Genomic DNA, 22,259 nt, shown 5'->3' with positions numbered 1-22,259 from the left:
AGACAAACTTTAACTCGAATAGAGGGCAGGAGCCCGTCCGGTAGATGTCCGCCACGGATACGTCCCCGCAGCACCCGGTCCCCGGGGTCGCACCCGCGTACCTTGAGAGCCGCATAGCGATAGGAGAGAGATGGAAGAGTATCCTCTTCCAGACTCGATTCTTTTCTGCGATTTAAAGACAGAATGATAGCAATCATTCATCCGATCCAAACAAGAAGAATTCACTTATATATGAGTGAGGAGCATCTGATCGCGAGCACAGTCAACTACTGTGCCGCGGTATGAGATACCCGAATTGCGACATACGAGCGCTATTCATGATATCGATTAATTAACTTAATTAGCGACACGTGGATATCCCGCGGGCCCGATGCGGTCCCGCAAGATACCACGGGCGCACGGCGGATGCCTTGGCACAGGGAGCCGATGAAGGACGCGGCAAGCTGCGATAATCCCCGGCGAGGAGCACACATCCTTCGACCCGGGGGTCTCCGAATGGGCGAACCCATGCACAGCAGTGTGCATATCCCCACCCCGAACACATAGGGGCGGGGAGGACAACCCGGGGAACTGAAACATCTAAGTACCCGGAGGAGAGGAAATCAATCTCGAGACTCCCCGAGTAGCGGCGAGCGAAAGGGGACCGATGGCCAAACCGTCGAGCGGGCATACCCGGCAGGGGTTCCGCCGACGGGGTTGCAGGGCCGCGCATCCGGGGGCTGCCGCCCCCGGGCGCAGGTCCGGCTGGGGAGCGGAACGGCATGGGAGGGCCGGCCGCAGCGGGTGACAGCCCCGTACGCGAACCCAGACCGGACGGCGCGACGCGGTCCCTGAGTAGGGCCGGGCACGTGAAACCCGGTCCGAACCTGGGTGGACCACCATCCAAGCCTGAGTACTACCCTGTGACCGATAGCGCACCAGTACCGTGAGGGAAAGGTGAAAAGCACCCCGGGAGGGGAGTGAAACAGTACCTGAAACCGTGCGCCCACGAGCAGTCGGAGCACCTTTATGGTGTGACGGCGTGCCTTTTGTAGAATGAGCCAGCGAGTCGCTGGCGCGGGGCGAGGTTAACCGAAAGGGAGCCGAAGCGAAAGCGAGCCTTAACAGGGCGACTTGAGTCCCGCGCCGCGGACGCGAAGCCGGGTGAGCTATCCGTGGGCAGGCTGAAGCGGGGGTAAGACCCCGTGGAGGGCCGAACGCACGTCGGTTGAAAACGGCGGCGATGACCTGCGGATAGGGGTGAAAGGCCAATCAAACCCGGAGATATCTCGTTCTCCCCGAAATAGCTTTAGGGCTAGCGTCGCGCGTTCACCGCCGGAGGTAGAGCACCGGATGGACGAGGGGGCTTCGCCGCCTACCGAATCCAACCGAACTCCGAATGCCGGCGGCCCAGAGCGCGGCAGTCAGAGCATGTGGGCTAAGCTGTGTGCTCGAGAGGGAAACAGCCCGGACCGCCCGCTAAGGTCCCCAAGTTCCAGCCGAGTGGCAAAGGATGTGCGTCCGCCCAGACAACCAGGATGTTGGCTTAGAAGCAGCCATCCATTCAAAGAGTGCGTAACAGCTCACTGGTCGAGTGGACATGCGCCGACAATACACGGGGCTAAGCTGGACACCGAAGCGGCGGGATTTTAATTCATTAGAATCGGTAGGGGAGCTTCCCATGGGCGGAGAAGCCGGAGGGCGACCGACGGTGGAGCGCATGGGAGTGAGAATGCTGGCATGAGTAGCGAGAGACGAGAGAGTAACTCGTCCGCCGTGAACCCGAGGTTTCCTGGGCAAGGCTAATCCTCCCAGGGTCAGTCGGGGGCTAAGGCGAGGCCGGTAGGCGTAGCCGACGCGCAGCAGGCAGACATTCCTGCACCGCGCACGCGGCGCTACGACCGACGGGGCGACGGATGGGGGTGGCTCGGCGGGGTTCTGGACGTCCCCGTGATGGAGCGCGGCCCGCGGACCAGGGAAATCCGGTCCGCAGAAGGGCGAGGCTCCGGACGAAGCGACTGAGCGAAGCGAGTGAGCCCGAGGTCCCTAGAAAAACCCCTAGGCAGGCGCGTGCGCGCCCGTACCGCAAACCGACACAGGTGGGTGGGTAGAACATACCGAGGCGATCGGGTCAACCATGGTCAAGGAACTCGGCACAATGGCCCCGTAACTTCGGGAGAAGGGGTGCCCGCGCGTACGTGAACGGACTTGCTCCGGGAGCGGAGGCGGGCCGCAGTGGAGAGGCCCAAGCGACTGTTTACCAAAAACACAGGACTCTGCAGAAGCCGCAAGGCGACGTATAGGGTCTGACGCCTGCCCGGTGCCGGAAGGTCACGCGGAGGAGTTAGCCGATTCGGCGAAGCCCCGAAGCCAAGCCCCGGTAAACGGCGGCCGTAACTATAACGGTCCTAAGGTAGCGAAATTCCTTGTCGGGTAAGTTCCGACCTGCACGAAAGGCGCAACGACTTGGGCGCTGTCTCGACCATGGACCCGGTGAAATTGCACTGGTCGTGAAGATGCGACTTACCCGCGGAAGGACGGAAAGACCCCGTGAACCTTCACTGCAGCTTGGCATTGGCCGCTGGTCCCGCGTGTAGAGGATAGGCAGGAGGCACAGATCCGGAGGCGCCAGCCCCCGGGGAGCCGCCCTTGGAATACTGCCCTCGCGCGACCGGCGTCCTAACCCGAGGCCGTCAACCGGCTCGGGGACCGTGCCAGGCGGGCAGTTTGACTGGGGCGGTCGCCTCCTAAAGGGTAACGGAGGCGCGCGAAGGTCCGCTCGGGACGGTCGGCAACCGTCCTTTTGAATGCAAGAGTACAAGCGGGCTTGACTGCGAGGCCCACAAGCCGAGCAGGTGCGAAAGCAGGCTCTAGTGATCCGGCGGCCCCGAGTGGGTGGGCCGTCGCTCAACGGATAAAAGGTACTCCGGGGATAACAGGCTGATCTTGCCCAAGAGTCCACATCGACGGCAAGGTTTGGCACCTCGATGTCGGCTCATCGCATCCTGGGGCTGGAGCAGGTCCCAAGGGTACGGCTGTTCGCCGTTTAAAGCGGTACGCGAGCTGGGTTCAGAACGTCGTGAGACAGTTCGGTCCCTATCCTCCGTGGGCGCAGGAGAATCGATGGAGGCTGCCCCCAGTACGAGAGGACCGGGGTGGACGCACCTCCGGTGAACCGGTTGTCGACCAACGGCACGGCCGGGTAGCCGCGTGCGGCGCGGATAACCGCTGAAGGCATCTAAGCGGGAAGCCGTTCCAGGGATTAGTTCTCCTTCCGGTAAGGGCCCAGGTAGACTACCTGGTCGATAGACGGCAGGTGCAAGGGCGGCGACGTCCTCAGCCGAGCCGCACTAATCGCCCGAGCTCTTCCGGAACCGCACCTCGCGGCCCGCGGGACCCAGCGCTCATGCGCGGTCCGGGCACGAGGATGCCCCCGAGTCAGACCTTTCCTATGCGCCATGCGGCCCCCAGGGCACGTGAGAGAGACACCCGGACACCGTAACGGTGGGCGCCGCCCACCGGTCAGCGGCCAGAGCATGGGGGGCACGCCCGGTCCCGTTCCGAACCCGGAAGCTAAGCCCCATCGCGCCGAGAGTACTGCGGGGTCAGCCCGTGGGAGGCCAGGGCGCCGCTGACCGGTGGACGGCACCGAGCCGTACGCTTGAACTGAGAAGGGGGAGGCCTCGCGGCCTCCCCCTTTTTTGCGTTAAAGGACAAATTGGGGCACTTGATCGCTTTCCTTCTGTTGTACGGAATGTGGTTTATGGTCGAGATGATCAGCCGTGTCTCTGGAAGTTGTAGACTGCTTTCAATTGCTTCTATTTGTTGTCTGGTGTTGCTGGAGCACCACATCTATTTCGATAACGAGTGAATTGGATCTACAATATTTAAACTCCAGTGAGGCTTATCGTGTCTTCGCGGTATCGGATTCAGGCTTATGTTGCAACGGGGCTCTATCGTCATCTGATAGGGCCCCGTTGCTATTTAAGGTAGTACGAATACGTAAAATCGCTTCTTGTGTTCAATAGCATGTGGTTCTTGCTTATTAGGGTATAAGGTCAGTGCTTCTACATCAGACAGCAAGATCGCCGAGGTCATACGGTCTGTCTGTGATTTATGATCGTCCATACGACCCTTGTTATTTCCAGGGCCACCTAGTTCGTTTGTGAACAAAATATGGAGTGCGCGATTCCCGCCCGCGGGGGCCCTCCGGTCTGGCAATATATCTCCTTGCCGCGCGGCCCGGTGCAACCGGGAACCAGCGCAGGCGTGCACCTTGAGAACCGGATACTGCGAGGATGGACACTCACTTCAGTGTCGCATCCGGGCAGACATCGAACCATTTGAAATGGTCTAACTTGGATTTGTTTTTCGCAAGGCCGCCGAGAGGCGGCCCCGAGAAATTCCTTTTCCTATACTAGAACCATATGAATCGAACGGAACCGATCAGCTAATAGTTGTGAGGACCGGACGGGCTCGAAGCCCATTTATTTTGGACGGAGAGTTCGATCCTGGCTCAGGATGAACGCTGGCGGCGCGCCTAACACATGCAAGTCGAACGGCACCCCTCTCCGGAGGGAAGCGAGTGGCGAACGGCTGAGTAACACGTGGAGAACCTGCCCCCTCCCCCGGGATAGCCGCCCGAAAGGACGGGTAATACCGGATACCCCGGGGTGCCGCATGGCACCCCGGCTAAAGCCCCGACGGGAGGGGATGGCTCCGCGGCCCATCAGGTAGACGGCGGGGTGACGGCCCACCGTGCCGACAACGGGTAGCCGGGTTGAGAGACCGACCGGCCAGATTGGGACTGAGACACGGCCCAGACTCCTACGGGAGGCAGCAGTGGGGAATCTTGCGCAATGGGGGGAACCCTGACGCAGCGACGCCGCGTGCGGGACGGAGGCCTTCGGGTCGTAAACCGCTTTCAGCAGGGAAGAGTCAAGACTGTACCTGCAGAAGAAGCCCCGGCTAACTACGTGCCAGCAGCCGCGGTAATACGTAGGGGGCGAGCGTTATCCGGATTCATTGGGCGTAAAGCGCGCGTAGGCGGCCCGGCAGGCCGGGGGTCGAAGCGGGGGGCTCAACCCCCCGAAGCCCCCGGAACCTCCGCGGCTTGGGTCCGGTAGGGGAGGGTGGAACACCCGGTGTAGCGGTGGAATGCGCAGATATCGGGTGGAACACCGGTGGCGAAGGCGGCCCTCTGGGCCGAGACCGACGCTGAGGCGCGAAAGCTGGGGGAGCGAACAGGATTAGATACCCTGGTAGTCCCAGCCGTAAACGATGGACGCTAGGTGTGGGGGGACGATCCCCCCGTGCCGCAGCCAACGCATTAAGCGTCCCGCCTGGGGAGTACGGCCGCAAGGCTAAAACTCAAAGGAATTGACGGGGGCCCGCACAAGCAGCGGAGCATGTGGCTTAATTCGAAGCAACGCGAAGAACCTTACCAGGGCTTGACATATGGGTGAAGCGGGGGAGACCCCGTGGCCGAGAGGAGCCCATACAGGTGGTGCATGGCTGTCGTCAGCTCGTGTCGTGAGATGTTGGGTTAAGTCCCGCAACGAGCGCAACCCCCGCCGCGTGTTGCCATCGGGTGATGCCGGGAACCCACGCGGGACCGCCGCCGTCAAGGCGGAGGAGGGCGGGGACGACGTCAAGTCATCATGCCCCTTATGCCCTGGGCTGCACACGTGCTACAATGGCCGGTACAGAGGGATGCCACCCCGCGAGGGGGAGCGGATCCCGGAAAGCCGGCCCCAGTTCGGATTGGGGGCTGCAACCCGCCCCCATGAAGTCGGAGTTGCTAGTAATCGCGGATCAGCATGCCGCGGTGAATGCGTTCCCGGGCCTTGTACACACCGCCCGTCACACCACCCGAGTCGTCTGCACCCGAAGTCGCCGGCCCAACCGCAAGGGGGGAGGCGCCGAAGGTGTGGAGGGTGAGGGGGGTGAAGTCGTAACAAGGTAGCCGTACCGGAAGGTGCGGCTGGATCACCTCCTTTCTAGGGAGATAAATCTTCTAGAGAGACAAACTTTAACTCGAATAGAGGGCAGGAGCCCGTCCGGTAGATGTCCGCCACGGATACGTCCCCGCAGCACCCGGTCCCCGGGGTCGCACCCGCGTACCTTGAGAGCCGCATAGCGATAGGAGAGAGATGGAAGAGTATCCTCTTCCAGACTCGATTCTTTTCTGCGATTTAAAGACAGAATGATAGCAATCATTCATCCGATCCAAACAAGAAGAATTCACTTATATATGAGTGAGGAGCATCTGATCGCGAGCACAGTCAACTACTGTGCCGCGGTATGAGATACCCGAATTGCGACATACGAGCGCTATTCATGATATCGATTAATTAACTTAATTAGCGACACGTGGATATCCCGCGGGCCCGATGCGGTCCCGCAAGATACCACGGGCGCACGGCGGATGCCTTGGCACAGGGAGCCGATGAAGGACGCGGCAAGCTGCGATAATCCCCGGCGAGGAGCACACATCCTTCGACCCGGGGGTCTCCGAATGGGCGAACCCATGCACAGCAGTGTGCATATCCCCACCCCGAACACATAGGGGCGGGGAGGACAACCCGGGGAACTGAAACATCTAAGTACCCGGAGGAGAGGAAATCAATCTCGAGACTCCCCGAGTAGCGGCGAGCGAAAGGGGACCGATGGCCAAACCGTCGAGCGGGCATACCCGGCAGGGGTTCCGCCGACGGGGTTGCAGGGCCGCGCATCCGGGGGCTGCCGCCCCCGGGCGCAGGTCCGGCTGGGGAGCGGAACGGCATGGGAGGGCCGGCCGCAGCGGGTGACAGCCCCGTACGCGAACCCAGACCGGACGGCGCGACGCGGTCCCTGAGTAGGGCCGGGCACGTGAAACCCGGTCCGAACCTGGGTGGACCACCATCCAAGCCTGAGTACTACCCTGTGACCGATAGCGCACCAGTACCGTGAGGGAAAGGTGAAAAGCACCCCGGGAGGGGAGTGAAACAGTACCTGAAACCGTGCGCCCACGAGCAGTCGGAGCACCTTTATGGTGTGACGGCGTGCCTTTTGTAGAATGAGCCAGCGAGTCGCTGGCGCGGGGCGAGGTTAACCGAAAGGGAGCCGAAGCGAAAGCGAGCCTTAACAGGGCGACTTGAGTCCCGCGCCGCGGACGCGAAGCCGGGTGAGCTATCCGTGGGCAGGCTGAAGCGGGGGTAAGACCCCGTGGAGGGCCGAACGCACGTCGGTTGAAAACGGCGGCGATGACCTGCGGATAGGGGTGAAAGGCCAATCAAACCCGGAGATATCTCGTTCTCCCCGAAATAGCTTTAGGGCTAGCGTCGCGCGTTCACCGCCGGAGGTAGAGCACCGGATGGACGAGGGGGCTTCGCCGCCTACCGAATCCAACCGAACTCCGAATGCCGGCGGCCCAGAGCGCGGCAGTCAGAGCATGTGGGCTAAGCTGTGTGCTCGAGAGGGAAACAGCCCGGACCGCCCGCTAAGGTCCCCAAGTTCCAGCCGAGTGGCAAAGGATGTGCGTCCGCCCAGACAACCAGGATGTTGGCTTAGAAGCAGCCATCCATTCAAAGAGTGCGTAACAGCTCACTGGTCGAGTGGACATGCGCCGACAATACACGGGGCTAAGCTGGACACCGAAGCGGCGGGATTTTAATTCATTAGAATCGGTAGGGGAGCTTCCCATGGGCGGAGAAGCCGGAGGGCGACCGACGGTGGAGCGCATGGGAGTGAGAATGCTGGCATGAGTAGCGAGAGACGAGAGAGTAACTCGTCCGCCGTGAACCCGAGGTTTCCTGGGCAAGGCTAATCCTCCCAGGGTCAGTCGGGGGCTAAGGCGAGGCCGGTAGGCGTAGCCGACGCGCAGCAGGCAGACATTCCTGCACCGCGCACGCGGCGCTACGACCGACGGGGCGACGGATGGGGGTGGCTCGGCGGGGTTCTGGACGTCCCCGTGATGGAGCGCGGCCCGCGGACCAGGGAAATCCGGTCCGCAGAAGGGCGAGGCTCCGGACGAAGCGACTGAGCGAAGCGAGTGAGCCCGAGGTCCCTAGAAAAACCCCTAGGCAGGCGCGTGCGCGCCCGTACCGCAAACCGACACAGGTGGGTGGGTAGAACATACCGAGGCGATCGGGTCAACCATGGTCAAGGAACTCGGCACAATGGCCCCGTAACTTCGGGAGAAGGGGTGCCCGCGCGTACGTGAACGGACTTGCTCCGGGAGCGGAGGCGGGCCGCAGTGGAGAGGCCCAAGCGACTGTTTACCAAAAACACAGGACTCTGCAGAAGCCGCAAGGCGACGTATAGGGTCTGACGCCTGCCCGGTGCCGGAAGGTCACGCGGAGGAGTTAGCCGATTCGGCGAAGCCCCGAAGCCAAGCCCCGGTAAACGGCGGCCGTAACTATAACGGTCCTAAGGTAGCGAAATTCCTTGTCGGGTAAGTTCCGACCTGCACGAAAGGCGCAACGACTTGGGCGCTGTCTCGACCATGGACCCGGTGAAATTGCACTGGTCGTGAAGATGCGACTTACCCGCGGAAGGACGGAAAGACCCCGTGAACCTTCACTGCAGCTTGGCATTGGCCGCTGGTCCCGCGTGTAGAGGATAGGCAGGAGGCACAGATCCGGAGGCGCCAGCCCCCGGGGAGCCGCCCTTGGAATACTGCCCTCGCGCGACCGGCGTCCTAACCCGAGGCCGTCAACCGGCTCGGGGACCGTGCCAGGCGGGCAGTTTGACTGGGGCGGTCGCCTCCTAAAGGGTAACGGAGGCGCGCGAAGGTCCGCTCGGGACGGTCGGCAACCGTCCTTTTGAATGCAAGAGTACAAGCGGGCTTGACTGCGAGGCCCACAAGCCGAGCAGGTGCGAAAGCAGGCTCTAGTGATCCGGCGGCCCCGAGTGGGTGGGCCGTCGCTCAACGGATAAAAGGTACTCCGGGGATAACAGGCTGATCTTGCCCAAGAGTCCACATCGACGGCAAGGTTTGGCACCTCGATGTCGGCTCATCGCATCCTGGGGCTGGAGCAGGTCCCAAGGGTACGGCTGTTCGCCGTTTAAAGCGGTACGCGAGCTGGGTTCAGAACGTCGTGAGACAGTTCGGTCCCTATCCTCCGTGGGCGCAGGAGAATCGATGGAGGCTGCCCCCAGTACGAGAGGACCGGGGTGGACGCACCTCCGGTGAACCGGTTGTCGACCAACGGCACGGCCGGGTAGCCGCGTGCGGCGCGGATAACCGCTGAAGGCATCTAAGCGGGAAGCCGTTCCAGGGATTAGTTCTCCTTCCGGTAAGGGCCCAGGTAGACTACCTGGTCGATAGACGGCAGGTGCAAGGGCGGCGACGTCCTCAGCCGAGCCGCACTAATCGCCCGAGCTCTTCCGGAACCGCACCTCGCGGCCCGCGGGACCCAGCGCTCATGCGCGGTCCGGGCACGAGGATGCCCCCGAGTCAGACCTTTCCTATGCGCCATGCGGCCCCCAGGGCACGTGAGAGAGACACCCGGACACCGTAACGGTGGGCGCCGCCCACCGGTCAGCGGCCAGAGCATGGGGGGCACGCCCGGTCCCGTTCCGAACCCGGAAGCTAAGCCCCATCGCGCCGAGAGTACTGCGGGGTCAGCCCGTGGGAGGCCAGGGCGCCGCTGACCGGTGGACGGCACCGAGCCGTACGCTAGAACTGAGAAGGGGGAGGCCTCGCGGCCTCCCCCTTTTTTGCGTTTACGGGCTTTTGTCTCACATAGTAGCTGTGTTTTATAACCCTCGTTTGTCGCATCTTCTGCGAACGGGCTACAATAACTTAGTCTGTGCGATATGGAGGTGAACATGGCTGAAGCTGGTATCGGCGTTGATATCGTCGAGATTTCCCGCATGAAATCAATTCTTGAAAAGACGCCGTCGTTTGCTCGGCGTGTGTTTACCGAAGAAGAGCGTGCGTATTGCGATGCATCATCGCGTCCCGCTGCTCACTATGCGAGCCGCTTTGCTTCGCGCGAGGCGGTACTTAAAGCTCTCGGCATGGGTTTTAGTCAAGGCGTGGGTCGCAAGGATGTTTCGGTTACGCGTGATAAACTCGGCAAACCGAAGGCGCTGCTTTCGGGCCGTGCTCTCGAGATCGCTCAAGAACTGGGTGTTGTTGAGGTCGCTCTTTCCATTACGCTTACAGGAGACTTGGCCGTTGCGAATGCCATCGCGATTACCGAAGATGCTCGGCCTAAGCCAAAAGAGGAAAAGGTGAGCACCAAGAAACGCGTAGCGCAGACATTTAAAGAGGCTCGCTCTGTTTTAGATGAGCTTGAGCAGCTGCAGAATTCAGCATTGACGGAGCACCTGGGCGATGCTTCGCAAGATACGCTAGGAGCATAGATGAAACCGGTTTTGAGTACCGAAGAAGTCGTTCGTCTCGAGGATATCATCGAACGCGAAGGGACTTCGAAGGCCGAGCTTATGGAGCTAGCGGGTGAGTTTGCCGCCAACGAGGTCTTGAAGCTCAATCCCGATCGGGTTCTCGTTCTGGTCGGTTTTGGTAATAATGGCGGCGACGGTTGGGTTGCCGCCGATATCCTGAGCCATAAGGGTGTGGACGTGGATATCGTTTCTCCGGTTGAGCCGGATGAGATTCCTGCTGCTCTGGCACGTCATGTTGCTCGTCGTACTGCCGGCCGCGATGTGCACGTTTGCGTCGGCCCCTCGCGTGACGAACTCGAGGTTTTGATCGATAAGGCCGATGTTGTTGTCGATGCCATTTTTGGTACCGGTTTCCACGGAAATCTGCGTGCGCCGTTCTCCATCTGGATTCCTACGGTCAATGAATGCGCCGATTGTGTCGTATCCATTGATGTTCCCTCGGGCCTCAATGCCGAGACGGGCGTTGTTGATGACGACTGCATTCGTGCCGAGCATACGGTGACGATGATTGCGCCCAAGATTGGTCTGTATAGCGCTGATGGTCCTGAGTATGCTGGCGATTTGATCTGCGGCAATCTTTACGACCGTCTTGACGAGGTCATCGATGATGTCGACCACGCCGCCGAGATTGTCGAGCCCGGTGACTTAGTTGATTACTTTGCCCCACTACCTACGAATATCGATAAGTATTCCCGTGGCTCTGTGCTTATTGTCGCCGGATCTGCGCAATATCCTGGTGCTGCCATTATGGCGGCCAAGTCTGCAGCTCGCGCGGGTGCTGGTTACGTGGCAGTCGCGGCTCCTGACGCCTGCGCCAATCTTATTCGCATGGCACTTCCTTCGATTCCCGTCTTTGCTATTCCGTCTGATTCCCGCGGCTCCTTTGGCGCCGCTGCGCGCATGACTGTGTGCGAGATTGCAAAGAAGTACAGCTGTGTGCTGTGCGGTCCCGGTATGACGACATCTGCCGGCGCTATGCAGGTGGTTTCGGGCTTGCTCGAGCTTGATGTGCCGCTTATCTTGGACGCCGATGCACTCAACTGCCTTGCTAAGATTGCCATTGACGGTATTGATAGTAATCCCGAGATGTATCGTCGCGAGCAGCCGTTGGTTATGACGCCGCACTATCGTGAACTTTCGCGTCTGGTTGCCGGTGACGAGGTGAACGACCTTGGTACTGCGATTGCAGCCGCGCAGAAGGTTGTCTGGGCTGCAGGCTCTGACAATCTGGTGGTCATTGCCAAGGGGCCGACGACGGCTATCTGTGGCGTTGAGCGTGTGCTGCTGCCGCTCTCGGGTCCGGCTTCTCTGGCAACTGCCGGTTCGGGTGATGTTCTCGCGGGTATTTTGGCCGGCACGCTTGCCACCATGCGCGACGAGATGGATCGTTGGGAGCTGCTGTATTCGTACGCCGTCGCACTTCACAGCTACGCCGGTTTTGCCGCGGCGACGGAGTATGGTGAGAAGAGCGTCATCGCGACCGATCTTATCGACTTGATCGGTCCGGCCATGGAACTGGCGGCAAAGGATGCGCTCGAAGATCTGGGAATCATGGACGAAGGGTCGGATGACTAATCATGAATAAAGCCGATTTGACGCGCTGGTCCTGGGTCGAGATCGACCGCGGGGCGCTCCGTCGCAACACGAGGGCCTATAAGAACTTGCTGAATCCACGTCAGCGCCTGTGCTGCGTGGTCAAGGCCGATGCTTATGGTCATGGAGCTGTTGAGTGCGCCAAGATCATGTATTCGGCCGGTGCCGACATGTTTGCCGTGGCGACGGTTAACGAGGGCGTTGAGCTCCGACAGGGCGGGATTACGAAACCCATCCTCATCCTAAGCGAGCCGCCTATCGAGGCCATTCCGACGTTGCTCGAGTTTGATATCATGCCTTCGGTCTATACGTCTGATTTTGCTCTTGCGTATGGCGAATGTGCCGTCGCGGCGGGCAAAGTGGGCAAGTATCATCTCGCCATCGAGACGGGCATGAATCGTATCGGCGTTCACTACACGCAGGTGCTCGACTTTGTCCGCGGTATAAATTTCCATCGCGGTATTCAGTGCGACGGCGTATTTACGCACTTCGCCACGGCCGATGAACCTTCGGGCTGGGACTACAAGCTGCAGTGTCAGCGCTTTACCGAGGCCGTTCAGGCCATTAAGGATGCGGGTTTTGAGTGCGGTATCGTGCACTGCGCCAACACGCCGTCCTCGATGCTCGACCCCTCGATGCATTTTGATATGATCCGCGCCGGCGTTGGCTTGTATGGCATGCAGCCGTGCGAGCTGAGTGGCCGCGTGATGCAGCTCGATCCCGTTATGAGCGTCCATGCGCGTGTGACGCGCGTGGCACACCCTGCGATGGGTGAGGGCGTGGGCTACGGTTTTACCTACCGCGTACCGCGTACGCGCGTTCAGATCTGCACGCTGCCGATCGGTTATGCCGATGGCCTATCGCGTACGCTTTCCAATCGTATGGATGTGCTGTATCGCGGCGAGCGCGTGCATCAGGTTGGCAATATCTGCATGGACCAGTTTATGGTCGCCATTCAGTCCAACCCGGCACACGAGATTCCCGAGGCCGAGTATGGTGACGAGATGATTATTGTCGGCCGCGATGGCGATGCCGAGATCACTATGGACGAGATGGCCCGACTGCGCGGAACGATTAACTACGAGGTCGCCTGCGGCTTTGGCATGCGTCTCGACAAGGTCTACGTGTAGGAGCCGCTATGGGCGTCATGCACATCCCCGGCCATACCCATCAGGCACCACGTGAGGTCGCACTCGAGGAAATTGAGGCCGTTCTGGGCGATTGTCACCTCTGCCAGCTCTACCAGTCGCGTCACAATATCGTGTTTGGCGTGGGAAACCCCCGCGCTCGTGTGATGTTTATTGGCGAGGCGCCGGGCCGCAATGAGGATTTGCAGGGCGAGCCCTTTGTGGGGGCGGCAGGCGAGGACCTCAACGGCATTTTGTCGCTGGCGGGGCTCAAACGCGAAGACGTCTACATTGCCAACGTGCTTAAGTGCCGCCCGCCGGGAAACCGCAATCCACGTTCCGAGGAAGTGCTGGCTTGCTCGCCGTTTTTGCGTGAGCAGATTCGAAGCATCTGGCCCGATATTATCGTGACGCTCGGCAACCCCGCGACGCACTTTGTGCTTAAGACCGAGATTGGCATTACTAAGCTGCGCGGCAGGTTCCACCAGATGGGGCATTTTGTAGTAATGCCCACGTTCCATCCGGCAGCAGCGCTACGCAATCCGGCGTGGCAGGAACTGCTGGAGGAAGACTTTAAGATACTGGGCGACTATCTGGAGCGACATCCCGCACCAGAGGACGCCTCGGAATAATAAGGAGCATATATGTCCCTGGAGCGCCTGGGGGTAGGTACTTACAAAACGACTTGCGCTGCCGATACGGAGTACTTTGGCGAGCTAATTGCACCGTGCCTTGAGGACGGCGATGTGCTCATCCTGACCGGTGGCCTGGGGGTGGGCAAAACTCACTTTACCAAGGGCGTCTCGCGCGGGCTGGGCGATGAGCATATGGTTACGAGCCCTACGTTTGCGCTCATGGCCGTTCACGATCAAGGCCGTATTCCGCTGTTTCACTTTGATCTATACCGTCTGGAGCATGCCTACGAGCTCGAGGATACGGGCATTTTCGATGTGCTGGGCTATGAGGGTGCTTGCCTGCTGGAATGGGGCGAACAATTCCAAGACGAGCTGACGGATGAGTATCTTTCGGTGACGCTCAAGCGTGATGAGGGCGACAGTGATGTGCGAACGATAACGCTCGAGGCGCACGGTGACCGCGCAATGGAGCTTTCCCATTTGATTGATAAGGCTGTACAAGATGAGCTTGCATAACGACAACGCGCTGGTGGTGGCGCTCGATACCTCGACCGACATGCTTGCCTGCGCGGCAAGCTGGATTGATGGGCAGACGGGCGAGACGAAGCTCGTGAGTGGCGACCACATGTGTCGCCGTCACGCCAACGTTGAGCTCGTGAATACCGTTGATGGCGTGCTGGCTCAAGCCGGTCTGGATCGCAGCGATGTTGGTTACTACGTGGTCGGCCGCGGCCCGGGGTCGTTTACGGGTGTGCGCATCGGCATCTCCACTGCCAAGGGCCTCGCGCGCGGTGCCAATGTTCCACTGCTGGGCGTGTCGACGCTCGACGCTTGCGCTTGGACGGCGTGGAAGGCTGGCGTGCGCGGCAAGCTTGGTATCTTGGCCGATGCCATGCGCGGTGAGGTATATCCGGCACTATATATGCTGGGCGATGAGGGTCCCGAGCGTCAATTTGAGCGCGAACACGTGGTCAAGGCCGCCGTGGCGCTCGATGAGTGGCGCCGAGCAGCGGACTGGGGCCAGGTTCAGCTGACCGGTGACGGTCTCGTGCGCTATGGCAAGCTGCTGGGTGAGGACGAGACCGCCCGCTGCGTGGAGCGCGACCTGTGGTGGCCTTCGGGCGAGGGCTTGCTGCTCGCGCACGCTGCGGGTGACGGCGATCCGGCTCGCGTCCTGCCGATTTACACGCGCCTTTCGGATGCCGAGGAAAACGAGCGCAAGCGTCTTGGTCTTGCCGAGAGTGCGCAGAGCGAAATTACGGGCGTTGCCGATGAGCTCGCCGGTCGTCATCTGCAGTTCCGTCCCATGGGCGCGGCGGATGCCGAGGGCGCGAGCGCGCTAGAGGCTGCCTGCTTTGAAGGTGCCGGACACGAGGCGTGGACGCCGGGCATGTTCCTGTCCGAACTGGGCGAGGACGTCGCTGCGCCGCGCAGTTGGTGGGTGGCACACGACGACGGCAAGCTGCTGGGCCTTGCCGGCGGTATGGTCGTGGACGGTGATGTGCAGATTCTGGATGTCGCCGTCGACTCGGCACATCGCCGTGAGGGCATTGCCCGCAAGCTGCTGTCGCATGTGAGCTATGATGCCCAGATGCTCGGCTGCACCACGGCTTCGCTCGAGGTCGAGGACGGCAACGAGGGCGCGATTGCGCTCTATGCCGCTCTGGGCTTTACCGAGGTGGGTCGTCGTCGTGGCTACTACGGTGTCGGCAAAGACGCCATCGTCATGACGGCCCCACTTCCCCTCGTACTTCCGGTCGATAACGCCTCGCCCGAGCCGACGGCAGCCGAGCAACGCGTATGGCCGCTGCCTGCGCCTGGGCGCTCCGAGGGGGAGCGCGCCGAAATTGAGCGCCGCCGCCTGGTGCTCGCTATCGAGAGTTCCTGCGACGAGACGGCCGTGGCGATTATCGATGCGGATGGCAATATGCTGGCCAACCAGGTGTCGACACAGATTGATTTTCATGCCCGCTTTGGCGGCGTGGTGCCCGAGATCGCCTCGCGCAAACACGTTGAGGTGATTGTGAGTGTCGTGGATGCGGCGCTCGAGGATGCCGCAGCATCGCTTGGTCTTGAGGGTGGAGCCATTGCTCCCAGCGAGCTTGCCGCCGTGGGCGTGACACAGGGTCCGGGCCTGGTGGGCGCCCTCGTGGTGGGCGTTGCCTTTGCCAAAGGCTTTGCCTACGCTGCCGGTAAGCCGCTCGTATGCGTCAACCATCTGGAGGGGCATCTGTTTGCCAACCTGTTGGCGCAACCCGACCTCAAACCGCCGTTTATCTTCACGCTTGTCTCGGGTGGGCACACCATGCTCGTGCACGTGAAGGCGTGGGGCGACTACGAGGTGCTCGGTGAGACGCTCGACGACGCTGTGGGCGAGGCCTTCGACAAGGTAGCCAAGGCGTTGGGTCTGGGCTATCCCGGTGGCCCCATCATTTCCAAGCTGGCCGAGACGGGCAACCCCAAGGCGATCGATTTCCCCCGTGCGCTTAACAGCAGGGGAGACTATCGCTTCTCGCTTTCGGGCCTTAAAACCGCTGTGACGCTCTACATTGAACAGGAGACCAAGGCCGGGCGCACGATTCACCTGCCCGATCTGGCAGCTTCGTTTGAGGCAGCTGTCTTTGACGTGCAGTACAAGAAGGCCAAAAACGCACTGCACGCTACCGGATGCAAGGAATACTGCATCGGTGGCGGCGTCTCGGCCAACCCGCATCTGCGCGAGATGATGATCAAGAAGCTTGGGCGTCAGGGGATTCGCGTAACGGTGCCGCCCTTGTCTGCCTGTACCGATAACGCAGCCATGATCGCGGAGGTCGCTCGCCGTAAATTCGACCGAGGCGAAATCTCGCCGTTCGATGTTGACGCCGATCCGAACATGACGCTGTAGCTGGTACGGCGCGGTCCCCGGACGGAGGGGCCGGATATAAGGTTTCCTGCTCTACAGTCCTGCGCAAGACGAAGGCCACATTAAGTGGCCTTCTTTGCGTGCGGAACTCGCGATAAACCTTATATCCGGCCCCTCCGTCCGGGGACCTTTCTGTATCGATATAGCTTCTGAGCTGGTTTGGCGTCGACAACGTCCAGCAAGGTTAACAAGCCAGCGTCGAATTTCCAGCGTTCTTTAGCTGAAAGAAAAAGTTGGTGTGCGGAGCTTTGCTCCGCATTTGGGATGGGAGCCCCTCGGGAGCGGGCGGGCGTATACAAGGTTTATCGCGAGTTCCGCACGAGCCGGAGAGCACTTAATGTGCTCTCCGTGCGAGCAGGACTGTAGAGCAGGAAACCTTGTATACGCCCGCCCGCTCCCGAGGGACATCTCTCATGCAAAAACTGTCGCTGGGTAAAGTCCGAGGTCAGTGGCGTTTTATACCGAGAAATCCAAAAAAGTTGAAAATTCATTACAAATTTGCGTTGACTTTAGGTAACTAAAGTTTCATACTCCTTTTCAACCACTGGGGGATGTGAACACGCACGGATCGTTCGCATCATGATTGAAGAGGATTTCTTAGACATGTTCACGCATCAGCTAAACATTATCAGCGTAGTAATTATCTGATGCGGGTTAGCACATACAGCTAGCCCGTACGATAACGGGCGGCTGATGAAGATGAGGGCCGTCGAGCGCAACCGACGGCCCTCATTTTTTATGTCTAGGAAGTTCTTTTTAGAGGAGGAAATGTAATGAACGGAGTTTTGCTCATGGTTGTGGCCGCGGCGGTGCTCGCCTGCGGCTATCTGGGCTACGGCCGCTGGCTGGCCAACAAGTGGGGCGTTGACAAAGAGGCCCTCACGCCGGCCAAGCGCATGAAGGACGGCAACAGCTTCTCGCCCGTCTCCGCCTTCACTGCGTTTTCGCACCAGTTCAGCTCGATCTGCGGTGCTGGCCCTGTCACGGGTACGATCGTCGCCATGGCCTTTGGCTGGCTGCCCGTCGTGCTCTGGGTCCTCGTCGGCGGCATCTTCTTTGGCGCCGTCCACGACTTTGGTGCCCTGTACGCTTCGATGAAGAACAACGGCAAGTCACTCGCTCAGCTCATCGAGAAGTATATCGGCAAGACCGGCCGTCGCCTGTTCCTGCTGTTCTGCTGGCTGTTCTGCATCATCGTCATCGCCGCCTTTACCGACATGGTCTGCAAGACGTTCATGTTCACCCCGGCCGTTGACGCTTCTGGTGCTGCTACCGGTGCCATCGACTTCACCAAGTCCTATGCCGCCGGCTGCGCTGGTACCATCTCCATCCTGTTCACCTTCGTCGCTATCGCCTTTGGTTGGGCCCAGAAGAAGTTCAACCTCACCGGCGCTGCCGAGTTCGTCACCGGCGTGGTCCTCATGGTTCTCATGTTCGCCGTCGGTATGCAGTTTCCGGTCTACCTGGATAAGTTCCAGTGGTTCGCCGTCGTCATGGTCTACCTGGTCTTCGCTGGCGCTATGCCCATCCAGATGCTCAAGACCCCGCGTGACTACCTCACTTCCATCATGATGATCGTCATGATCGTCTGCGCTGTCCTCGGCATCGTAGTCCTGGGCGTCAACGGTCAGGCCACTATCACCGCTCCGGTCTTCACCGGCTTCTCCACTGCCTCCGGCATGATGTTCCCGGTCCTGTTCGTCTCCGTCGCTTGCGGTGCTCTCTCCGGTTTCCACAGCCTCGTTTCTTCCGGCACCTCTTCCAAGCAGGTCGAGAAGGAGCAGGACGCCGTCAAGGTCGGTTACGGCGCAATGATCGTCGAGTCCTTCGTCGGCATCCTTGCCATCATCGTTGCCGGCATCATGTTCTCCGATATGAACACCGCCGGTACCGGCGCCCTCAACGCCGGTGTCGCTTCCACCCCGTTCCAGATCTTCGCCGCTGGCATCTCCCGCGGTATGCAGGCCTTCGGTGTTGACGGCACGCTCGCTACCGTCTTCATGACCATGAACGTCTCCGCTCTGGCCCTGACCTCGCTCGACGCCGTCGCCCGCATCGCCCGCACCTCGTTCTCCGAGTTCTTTGCCCAGACCAACGACGCCCTGGCCATCGAGTCCAAGGCCGGCTACATGAAGGTCCTCGGCAACCCCTGGTTCGCCACGGTCGTCACCCTGCTTCCCGGTCTCGCCCTCGCTTTTGGTGGCTATGCCAACATCTGGCCGCTCTTTGGTGCTTCCAACCAGCTGCTCGGCGGCATGACCATGATCACCCTCGCCGTGTTCTGCAAGTGCACCGGCCGCAAGGGTTGGATGCTCTACGTGCCCGTCGCCTTCCTGCTCTGCTGCACCTTCACCTCGCTGGTCCAGAGCGCCATGGGCTGCATGGCCGCCGTCCAGGCTTACGGCTTCTTCGGCACCATCCCGGCTACCGCCACCACGGCCGCCGTCTCCGTCGCCGCTACCAAGGGCCTGCAGCTCGTCTTTGCCGTCCTGCTGATGGTCCTGGGCCTCATCGTCGCCGTCAACTGCCTCAAGGAGTTCTTCGGCAAGGAGGCTGGCTCCATGCCTGATGAGGAGCCTGAGTGGTCCGAGATGGGCAAGGCCGAGTACGGTCGCGCCGCTGCCGCCGAGGCTCCCGCTGACGCCGAGGCCGCCAAGGCCTAGTCGGTCGGACGGGTTGAATCTCCCATCCATTTGACTCGGAAAGACCGGGTCCGCGACTTCGCGGGCTCGGTCTTTTTTCATGCAAAAGCGGGTGACGCTCGAGTGTTCTCGCAGATGTTTTGCGTGGATAAGGGCGCGCGTTGTACCATATACACGTATATGTGTGCATATGAAAGGGGCCCCGTGGCCAAGACGGTATATTCCGATAACCAACAAAATGTCGATGCTCTGGCTGAGCGCCTGAGCAGCCAGACGTCGCTTTCTGCTGAGCGTGCCAAGCTGGTTGCCTACGACCTGCTTTGCCGCAAGGCGCTCAAGATTAAGTCGAGTGCGCTGGCGCAGATTTTCCGCTCCGTCGATAAGGAGTGCGACACCAAGGCGATGCGCGATGAGCTTATCGCGGCAAAGATCGTGACCAAGATCGAGGGTAGCGGCATTAACGGGCGCCCGGCGTTCTATACCATCAATGCCGAGATTAACGATGCCCAGGAGCGGCCCGTCGAGGTTGCCGAAGAGGCCGTCGAGGACGTTGTCGAGGCGCCCGCTTCGGTGGAAACGGCTCCGCGCGAGCATGTCGATACCGACGAGCTGCTTGACGAGAGCGTCGTTCGCGCCTTTACGGCCAAGGCCGGCCGCGGCGGTTTTGGCGGGAGTGGCAAGCGCGATGCGCAGCGCCGCGCCCAGCAGGAGCGCTTCCGTCGCGCCGTTGCTCAAAAGGGTGAGACGGATGCTGAGGCTGTTGAGACCGAGGTTGCTGCCGAGTCGCAGAAGCCCGCGAGGGAGCAAAAGCCCGTGGAGGCCCAAGAGCCCAAGCGTCGTCGCGGTGCTCACTTTAAGACTGCACAGCAGGATGCCGCGCGTGAGGTTGAAGAGTCTTCTGAGGTTGCAGACGATGTTGAGGAGTCTGCCAAGAAGGCTCCGGGTTCGTGTCGTCCTGGTCGCGGTTTTGCGGGACGTGCATATCCCGTAAAGCGTCAGGAGAAGGGCGAGTCGGTTTCGACCACCCAGGACGAGAAGACCGTTGAGCCGGCGGCTCGCGAGCAGAAGCCTGTTGAGCCGCAGCTTGAGGTTGATGCCGAGGCCAAGGGCCAGCAGCCTACTGATGAGCAGGCGGAGCAGGGCGCGTCGAGCAAGCCTCGCCGCCGTCGCCATCGTGGGGGCCGCAGTTCCCATGCCGAGACTGCAACCGAGAAGACCACGCCGCAGAACGAGGATGCGAAGGCCGAGGTTTCTTCGGGGCAGCCTAAGCGCCAGTCAGCGAAGGAGAGCAAGTCCGATCGTCCGCAGAAGCAGGCGTCTATGCCGAAGCGCGAGCGCAATTCCCAAGGCGATTCTAAGCGCAAGTCTCAGAAGAAGCCGGAGTCTGCCGCAGTAGATACTGCTGCCCAGCAGCCCGAGTCGGCCGCCCACGGCGAGGTCTCGGCGTTTGCCCTTGCCCGCGTTTTAGGCAGGCAGCTGCTCAAGGTTGTCCCCACGCCTATGGCGCTCTCCAAGATCAAGGAGCAGCAGACACAGATCGTAAAGGTCGAGGGCAAGGACGGCAAAAAGGCTCCGCAGCGCACTCAGCACAACGAGATGTCCAACCGCAAGATTGCCGAGGAAATCGCAATCATCCAGGCTTGGATCGAGCAGAACCGAGGTGCCGATACGCCGGTTGCCTCGCGCCGCCAGCGTGCCTACCAGATCTTTAACGACGAGAAGGCTTTTGACGGCAAGCACGGTGAGCGCCTGATCAGGCGTATGACCGAAAAGGGCATCAGCATGCAGGCGATCAAGGTCGCCCCCAATCGCCCCGTGCACTTTACGGGCTTCTTTACGCTGGGAGCCGACACGCCGTTCATTATGGTCGAGAACCTGGACACCTACGACGAGATCGTCAAGCTGCTGCGTGGCCGCAAGCACGCCAAGCTCTTTGGCATCAAGGTGGGCGGCGTGATTTTTGGCGGCGGCTGCAAAGCGAGCGTCTCGCACGCACTGGATGATTATCTGGCCGAGATTGGCTATCGCTTTAACTACGTCTACTACGTGGGCGATATCGATCGCGAGGGCGCGCGCATCGTCGAGCAGGCTCGCAATGCCAATGTGGTTGAGATTCGCCTGCATGCCGGCATGTACCGCGCCATGCTCGCCGAGCATAAGCGTCGCGTGAAGGCCGGCGGAGAGTGCGAGCCCGCGGCTGCCAACCAGGGTGTGCCGCAGAACCTGGCAGCGACGATCAAGGATCTGCCCATGGTTACGCGCGTGCAGTTCCGCAACGTGCTGCGCGAGGGCGGGCGCATTCCGCAGGAGATTCTGATGACCGCAGACTATCGGGATGGCGACTCGGGAAGCTTCGACCGCATGCTCAACAACTAGGGCGTTCGGCCCCGGGAGAGTGGGGACACCGGCTTAGGTTTCCTGCTCTACAGTCCTGCTCACGACGGAGGCCACATTAAGTGGCCTCCTGTTCGTGCGGAACTCGCGATAAACCTAAGCCGGTGTCCCCACTCTCCCGGGGCCTGCGGCTACTTGGTTGTCGCATGCGGCTCGCTTTTCGGAACTGGGCTGATATTTTCTAGATGAAAGGCGCTCTTGGTCCTTATGGGCCTGGGGCGCCTGTCTTTTAAAGGTAGATTTTTGGGAAGCCGGCACTTGGAGACGTTCCTTTAGTGCCGGCACTTTAGGAACGTCCCCAAGTGCCGGCTGTGGGACGGAGGGATTCCGCGTCCGCCTTTTCGGCGGCCGCGCCCCGCTGCGTCGCTTCGCTCCTTGCGTGCTGCGCTGGAAAACGCTTCGCGTTTCCTCAGCTCCGCACCCTTGCGGGTTCGAATTCCTCCGCTTGCCCACAAGAAAGCGCTCCAGGTTCATAAGGGCCTGGAGCGCTGTGTTCTTAAGGGCTGGGACGGAGGGATTCGAACCCCCAACAGCCGGCACCAAAAACCGGAGTTCTACCGTTGAACTACGTCCCAATGTGTGGTGTTGC

8 protein-coding genes, 1 tRNA gene and 5 rRNA genes are annotated in these 22,259 nt (G+C 60.8%); 13 read left to right on the top strand and 1 reads right to left on the bottom strand.

All coding sequences use genetic code 11. The annotated features are described in order from the left end of the window. Positions 1-378 precede the first annotated feature (378 nt). The 13 genes from LCQ44_RS02545 to LCQ44_RS02485 all read left to right on the top strand — a co-directional run bounded on the left by LCQ44_RS02545 (position 379) and on the right by LCQ44_RS02485 (position 21,652). Positions 379-3,353: ribosomal RNA gene (locus LCQ44_RS02545) — 23S ribosomal RNA — on the top strand. A 147-nt stretch (positions 3,354-3,500) separates the two neighbouring features. Further along, positions 3,501-3,616: ribosomal RNA gene (rrf, locus tag LCQ44_RS02540) — 5S ribosomal RNA — on the top strand. Between the two features lie 856 nt (positions 3,617-4,472). Next, positions 4,473-5,978: ribosomal RNA gene (locus LCQ44_RS02535) — 16S ribosomal RNA — on the top strand. 401 nt (positions 5,979-6,379) lie between these two features. Continuing rightward, positions 6,380-9,354, top strand: a 23S ribosomal RNA gene (locus tag LCQ44_RS02530). Positions 9,355-9,501: 147 nt separating this feature from the next. Beyond that, a 5S ribosomal RNA gene (rrf, locus tag LCQ44_RS02525) occupies positions 9,502-9,617 on the top strand. Together the 16S, 23S and 5S rRNA genes form the textbook arrangement of a ribosomal RNA operon. A gap of 175 nt (positions 9,618-9,792) precedes the next feature. Further along, on the top strand, positions 9,793-10,332 hold the full coding sequence (acpS, locus tag LCQ44_RS02520) for a holo-ACP synthase (RefSeq protein WP_195568739.1): 540 nt from the start codon (positions 9,793-9,795) through the stop codon (positions 10,330-10,332). After that, positions 10,333-11,949, top strand: coding sequence for an NAD(P)H-hydrate dehydratase (locus LCQ44_RS02515; RefSeq protein WP_082222952.1), 1,617 nt, complete (start codon positions 10,333-10,335; stop codon positions 11,947-11,949). Positions 11,950-11,951: 2 nt separating this feature from the next. Continuing rightward, positions 11,952-13,097: an alanine racemase gene (gene alr / locus LCQ44_RS02510; RefSeq protein ID WP_035137770.1), complete on the top strand. Its 1,146-nt coding sequence runs from the start codon at positions 11,952-11,954 to the stop codon at positions 13,095-13,097. Positions 13,098-13,105: 8 nt separating this feature from the next. Continuing rightward, complete coding sequence (locus LCQ44_RS02505) at positions 13,106-13,726, top strand: uracil-DNA glycosylase (protein ID WP_225093990.1); 621 nt, start codon at positions 13,106-13,108, stop codon at positions 13,724-13,726. Between the two features lie 12 nt (positions 13,727-13,738). Next, a complete protein-coding gene (gene tsaE, locus LCQ44_RS02500; RefSeq protein WP_117735673.1) occupies positions 13,739-14,245 on the top strand; it encodes a tRNA (adenosine(37)-N6)-threonylcarbamoyltransferase complex ATPase subunit type 1 TsaE in 507 nt (168 codons plus the stop codon). Further along, positions 14,232-16,616, top strand: coding sequence for a tRNA (adenosine(37)-N6)-threonylcarbamoyltransferase complex transferase subunit TsaD (gene tsaD / locus LCQ44_RS02495; protein WP_225093989.1), 2,385 nt, complete (start codon positions 14,232-14,234; stop codon positions 16,614-16,616). The genes tsaE and tsaD overlap by 14 nt, the downstream gene beginning before the upstream one ends. Before the next feature lie 791 nt (positions 16,617-17,407). Further along, entirely contained in the window at positions 17,408-19,297 is a 1,890-nt protein-coding gene (locus LCQ44_RS02490; RefSeq protein WP_196033790.1) for a carbon starvation CstA family protein, read from the top strand. A gap of 183 nt (positions 19,298-19,480) precedes the next feature. Next, entirely contained in the window at positions 19,481-21,652 is a 2,172-nt protein-coding gene (locus LCQ44_RS02485; protein WP_225093988.1) for a hypothetical protein, read from the top strand. Positions 21,653-22,173: 521 nt separating this feature from the next. Here LCQ44_RS02485 and LCQ44_RS02480 read toward each other — a convergent pair. Further along, positions 22,174-22,245 (bottom strand) — tRNA-Gln (locus LCQ44_RS02480). Positions 22,246-22,259: the final 14 nt, after the last annotated feature.

It is taken from the genome of Collinsella aerofaciens, assembly GCF_020181355.1.
Lineage (GTDB): Bacteria > Actinomycetota > Coriobacteriia > Coriobacteriales > Coriobacteriaceae > Collinsella.
The sequence above is the reverse complement of the archived record's forward strand: the minus strand, read 5'-3'. Positions and strand labels throughout refer to the sequence as shown.